The organism is Rhizobacter sp. P1_G5 (assembly GCF_056405435.1).
On record NZ_JBFUCB010000441.1, the window covers coordinates 1 to 5260 of the forward strand.

At 70.6% G+C, this 5260-nt stretch carries 6 protein-coding genes; 2 read left to right on the forward strand and 4 right to left on the reverse strand.

The annotated features are described in order from the left end of the window. On the forward strand, positions 1-1145 hold a 1145-nt coding region (mnmC1, locus tag AC1D12_RS23955; RefSeq protein ID WP_477843316.1), incomplete at its 5' end, for an FAD-dependent 5-carboxymethylaminomethyl-2-thiouridine(34) oxidoreductase MnmC1. Here the strand turns inward: mnmC1 and AC1D12_RS23960 are convergent. From AC1D12_RS23960 to rpiA, 3 genes are all read right to left on the reverse strand, one after another. Beyond that, positions 1146-2243, reverse strand: coding sequence for a PGAP1-like alpha/beta domain-containing protein (locus tag AC1D12_RS23960; RefSeq protein WP_477827384.1), 1098 nt, complete (start codon positions 2241-2243; stop codon positions 1146-1148). Positions 2244-2257: 14 nt separating this feature from the next. Next, on the reverse strand, positions 2258-2446 hold the full coding sequence (locus AC1D12_RS23965; RefSeq protein WP_047510891.1) for a hypothetical protein: 189 nt from the start codon (positions 2444-2446) through the stop codon (positions 2258-2260). A gap of 78 nt (positions 2447-2524) precedes the next feature. Further along, on the reverse strand, positions 2525-3184 hold the full coding sequence (rpiA, locus tag AC1D12_RS23970; protein ID WP_047510889.1) for a ribose-5-phosphate isomerase RpiA: 660 nt from the start codon (positions 3182-3184) through the stop codon (positions 2525-2527). Between the two features lie 74 nt (positions 3185-3258). Between rpiA and AC1D12_RS23975 the strand changes: the two genes are divergently transcribed. Next, positions 3259-4293 (forward strand): quinone-dependent dihydroorotate dehydrogenase, encoded by a 1035-nt coding sequence (locus AC1D12_RS23975; RefSeq protein ID WP_477827385.1) that lies wholly within the window; start codon positions 3259-3261, stop codon positions 4291-4293. 387 nt (positions 4294-4680) lie between these two features. Here AC1D12_RS23975 and AC1D12_RS23980 read toward each other — a convergent pair. Beyond that, a partial coding sequence (locus AC1D12_RS23980) for a 3-oxoacid CoA-transferase subunit B (RefSeq protein WP_477843318.1) occupies positions 4681-5260 on the reverse strand: 580 nt, incomplete at its 5' end.

Here is a 5260-nt window from a genome sequence, read left to right on the forward strand (position 1 = left end):
GCGCCACGGCCGCCGCACTCGCCGCGCAGGGCTGGCAGTGCGAGCTGCTCGACCGGCACACGAGCCCGGCGCAAGAGGCCTCCGGCAACCCGGCCGGCCTGTTCCACGGCATCGTCAACGCGCAGGACGGCACGCACGCGCGCTTCAACCGCGCGGCCGCGCTGGAACTCGCACGCGTGCTGGCCGGTGCGCTGCGCGACGGCGTGCCCGGTTCGCTGGCCGGCCTGCTGCGGCTGGAGACCGCGCTGCCGGATGCGAACGCGATGCAGGCGGTGCTCGATCGCGTGGGCTTGCCGGCGACCTATGTGCAGGCGCTCGATGCCGATGCCGCCGGCCGCCTGGCAGGCCTGGCGCTGCGCCACCCGGCCTGGTTCTACCCGCAGGGCGGCTGGGTGCAGCCCGGCGCGCTGGTGCGCTGGTTCATCGCGCAAGGCGGCGAGCGGATCCGCTGGCGTGGCAGCGTGCAGGTCGAGTCCATCCACCGCGACGGCGACGGCCGCTGGCAGCTGAAAGACGCGCAGGGTGCGAACATCGCCAGTGCACCGGTGCTGGTGCTCGCGAACGCCGGCGATGCGTTGCGGCTGCTCGGCCAGCCCGCGTGGTCGGTCGAGGCGGTGCGGGGCCAGCTGAGCCTGGCACCGGCCGACGCCGCGGGCTGGGCGCTGCCGCGCATTCCGCTGGCCGGCGCCGGCTACCTGCTGCCGCCGATCGACGGCATGGCGGTGTTCGGCGCCACCAGCACGGCCGGCGACATGGCCCCCGAGCTGCGGCAGGCCGACCATGAGCACAACCTGGCGCAGTACCGCAAGCTGACGGGGAAGACCGCACCGGTCGACGCGTGCGCGCTGCAAGGCCGCACGGCGTGGCGCTGGGTCGCCGGCGACCGGCTGCCGATCGTCGGCGCCGTCCCCGACCTGCAGGCCGCGAGCACGCGCCCCATTGATCAAGTGCGTTTCGTRCCGCGCGTGCCGGGCCTGTTCGTGTTCACCGCGCTGGGTTCGCGCGGCATCACCTGGTCGGCCCTCGGCGCGGGTGCGCTCGCGTCGGCGGTCACCGGCGCGCCAGCACCGCTGGAGAGCAGCCTGCTCGATGCGATCGACCCGGCCCGCTTCATCGCCCGCCAGGTGCGGCGCGACGCCCGCTGATCAGGCCCAGGCCGCGCGCAGCCAGCGGCGCAGCGCCGCCGCGACGCGCGGGTGGTTCAGCAGGTCCATGTGGCCGACACCGTCGATCTCGACGCGTTCGACATCACCGGCCAGCGCCGGATCCACCGCGCTGCCGGGCCGCACCAGGCCGTCGCCCAGGCCCGCGACAAGCCGCATCGGCACCGCCACCGTGCTCGGCACCGCACCATGGCGCAGGTCGCGGATGCCGCGGCTGCGCGCATCGGCGAGCCGGCTCAACGGCCGCGTGATCGCCGACGCATCGAGCACCGAAGAGAGCACGTGCCCGGCCCGTTCCAGCGGCGCACCGCGGTGCGGCGTGCCCAGGCAGACCAGCATCCGGATGCGATCGAGCCACGGGCTGCCGTCGGCCAGCGCCTGCTCGCAGGCGGCGCGCGCGATCAGCCCGCCCATGCTGTGGCCGACCAGCACGATGTCGCCGGCGCGCTCAGGTGCGGCATCGATCCATTGCGTCAGCAGCACCGCCAAAGCGCGCGCGTTGTCGCTGATCGACAACCCGCTGTTGTAGCGAAGAAAAAGCGCGGTGGCGCCGAACTCGCGCTCGACCATTGCCGGATACGAATCGCCGGCCGACTCGGCGCGCGCGACCGTCCAGCTGTGTTCATCGCAGGCCAGCCCGTGGATGAACAGGCAGACCCGCTCCGCCGGTGCCACGCCTTCGGGGTACAGGGCCATGCGCACCGCGAGCGGGTTGCCTGCGGCCTGCAGCGCATCGCCGGCCACGCCGTTCAGCGCGCTGCGCAGGGCCTGCTCGCGCGCGCCCGGTTGGCGTGTCGGATCGGTGAGGCGCTGTTCGGCATGGCCGGCCAGCGTGAGGGCGGCAGCGCCGGTCTGGCGCACCGTCGTGTGGACCACCGTGCTGACCAAGTCGTGCACCCGCTGCACCCAGCGGGCGGGCGCTGCGACCACGGGCACGTGCTGCAGCGTCGCGAAGGCCTGGTCGGCGATCGCCTGGTGCATCTGCTGCACCTGCGTGGAGGTCGCCTCGAAGCCGGCCTTCAGCGCGGCCGCGTAGGCGCCGGGCACCGCCGGCTTGCCGCGGGGTCGCAGGGGCCGCATGAGGTTCAGGGCGCTCAGGGCGCCGGCTGGTCTCCGGCGCCTGCGCCCTGGGTCTGGCCCTCGGCGGGCTCGTCGCCCTGTCCGGCTTCGCCGGAGCCCGGGCTGGTCTTGCGAAGCTCCTTTTCCTTCAGCTTCTCTTCCTTCTTCTTTTTCTTGGCCAGCTCGCGCTGGCGCTTTTCGAACGAGTAGTTGGGTTTGGCCATGGGCCGTCCTTTTTCAGCGGATTCGGAACAGGCCCGAGGTTACGCCCTTTTTGGGGGGGTGCGAGGCCCGGGAGTGGATCAGAACGTCAGCGTCTTCACGCCCTGCGAGGTGCCCAGCAGGCAGGCGCCGGCCCGGTTGCGCGCGAAGATGCCGACGGTGACGACGCCCGGCCACTGGTTGATCTCGCGCTCCATCGCCACCGGGTCGATGATGGCCAGGCCGCGCACGTCGAGGATGCTGCAGCCGTTGTCGGTGACGACGCCGGCGCGCAGCTGCGCATCGCCGCCGAGGCCGCGCAGCCGGCGCGCGATCTGCGCCGCTGCCATCGGGATCACCTCCACCGGCACCGGGAAGCGGCCGAGCGTGTCGACGAGCTTCGATTCGTCGGCGATGCAGATGAAGTTCTGCGCGATGTCGGCGACGATCTTCTCGCGCGTGAGCGCGGCGCCCCCGCCCTTGATCATGAAGCCGTGGTGGTCGATCTCGTCGGCGCCGTCGATGTAGACCGGGATGGTGTCGACGGCATTGCTGTCGAGCACCGCGATGCCGTGCGCGCGCAGCCGCTCGGAGCTTCGTTCGCTGCTGGAGACAGCGCCGGCGATGCGGTCCTTGATGCCGGCCAGCGCGTCGATGAAGCAGTTCACCGTGGAGCCGGTGCCCACGCCGACGATGCTGCCGGGTTGCACGTAGGCCAGCGCGGCCTGGCCGACGAGGGCCTTCAGTTCGTCCTGTGTCATGGCTGAACGCTTGGAAGCGGGGTCGTTTGAGACAATCCGCGATTATCCAAGACGCTGGTCCCCGCATTCATCCCATGGCCCTGGTCCCCTACCCCCTCACCCGCCCCTTCCTGTTCGGCCTCGACCCCGAGCAGGCACATGACCTGACGCTCGGCGCGTTGGCGCGCATCCAGCGCACGCCGTTGATCTGTGCGGTCGCGCAGCCGCGGGTCGACGACCCGGTGACGGTGGCGGGCATCCGTTTCCCGAACCGCATCGGCCTCGCGGCCGGGCTCGACAAGAACGGCCGTTGCATCGACGGGCTGGCCGCGATGGGCTTCGGCTTCATCGAGGTCGGCACCGTGACGCCGCTCGGCCAGCCGGGCAACCCGAAGCCGCGCATGTTCCGCCTGCCGCAGGCGAACGCGCTGATCAACCGGCTCGGCTTCAACAACCAGGGGCTGGCCGCCTTCATCGCCAACGTGAAGCAGGCGCGCTTCCGGGCGCAGGGCGGYGTGCTGGGGTTGAACATCGGCAAGAACGCGGCGACGCCGATCGAGCGCGCGGTCGACGACTACCTGCTGTGCCTGGACGGCGTGTACCCGCATGCCGACTACGTGACTGTGAACATCTCGTCGCCGAACACGAAGAACCTGCGCGCGCTGCAGAGCGACGAGGCGCTGGATGCGCTGCTCTCGGCGGTGCAGGAGCGCAAGCAGGCGCTTGCGAAGCAGCACGGCCGCAGCGTGCCGGTGTTCGTGAAGATCGCGCCCGACCTCGACGAGGCGCAGGTCGGCGTGATCGCCGCGACCTTGAAGAAGAACGCGATCGACGGCGTGATCGCGACCAACACGACGATCGCGCGCGATGCGGTGAAGCACCTGCCGCACGGCGAAGAGGCCGGCGGCCTGAGCGGCGCSCCGGTGCTTGCGGCCTCGAACCGGGTGATCGCGCAGCTGCGCGCCGCGCTGGGCGCGGGCTACCCGATCATCGGCGTCGGTGGTGTGTTGAGCGGTGCCGACGCGCAATCGAAGATCGCGGCCGGCGCCGACCTGGTGCAGCTCTACACCGGCTTCATCTACAAGGGGCCGGAACTGGTCACCGAAGCGGCCCGCGCACTCAAGAAGTAGCCCGGGTGCCAACCCGGGGATCAACCCTCATTTGTTCGCTTGTCACCTCCCACAAGGCAGGGTGGTGGCACGAAGGCGCGAGCGGGGAGTCTGGGGAGCGCCAATAAGGGAGTRGCGCCGGAGCTGGCTGGTTTCATGGCCCGCGTGCGCAGCACGCTTCGTGMACTGACTGTCGCCCACTGTTTGACCACAACGAACGAAGTGAGTGGCGGGAGTTTGGGCGACGGGCCATGAAACCAGTCAGCGCAGGGGAGTCTTCGCCCCGCCAGGGGCGAAGACCGCTGCGACGGCGAGCCCCAGACTCCCCGCTCGCGCCTTCCGCGCCGATGCGCGAACGAACGAACGAACGAACGAACGAACGAACGAACGAACGAACGAACGAACGAACTACAGGATCGGAACCCCTGTCTTCGATTGCAGCGCCTCGCGCGACACACCCGGCGCGATCTCGACCAGCTTCAGCCCCTGCGGCGTCACGTCGAGCACCGCGAGGTCGGTGATGATGCGGTTCACCACGCCCACGCCCGTCAGCGGCAGCGTGCAGGCCGGCAGGATCTTCAGGTCCTCGCTGCCGTCCTTCTTGCGCGCGACGTGCTCCATCAGCACCAGCACACGCGGCACGCCGGCCACCAGGTCCATCGCGCCGCCCATGCCCTTGACCATCTTGCCGGGGATCATCCAGTTCGCGAGGTCGCCCTTCGCGCTGACCTGCATCGCGCCCAGGATGCTGAGGTTGATCTTGCCGCCGCGGATCATCGCGAAGCTGTCGTGCGAGCCGAAGATCGACGAGCCGGGGATGGTGGTGACCGTCTGCTTGCCGGCGTTGATCAGGTCGGCATCGACCTGGTCCTCGGTCGGGAACGGGCCGATGCCGAGCATGCCGTTCTCGCTCTGCAGCCAGACCTCGATGTCGCTGCGCACATGGTTGGYCACCAGCGTCGGCAGCCCGATGCCGAGGTTCACGTAG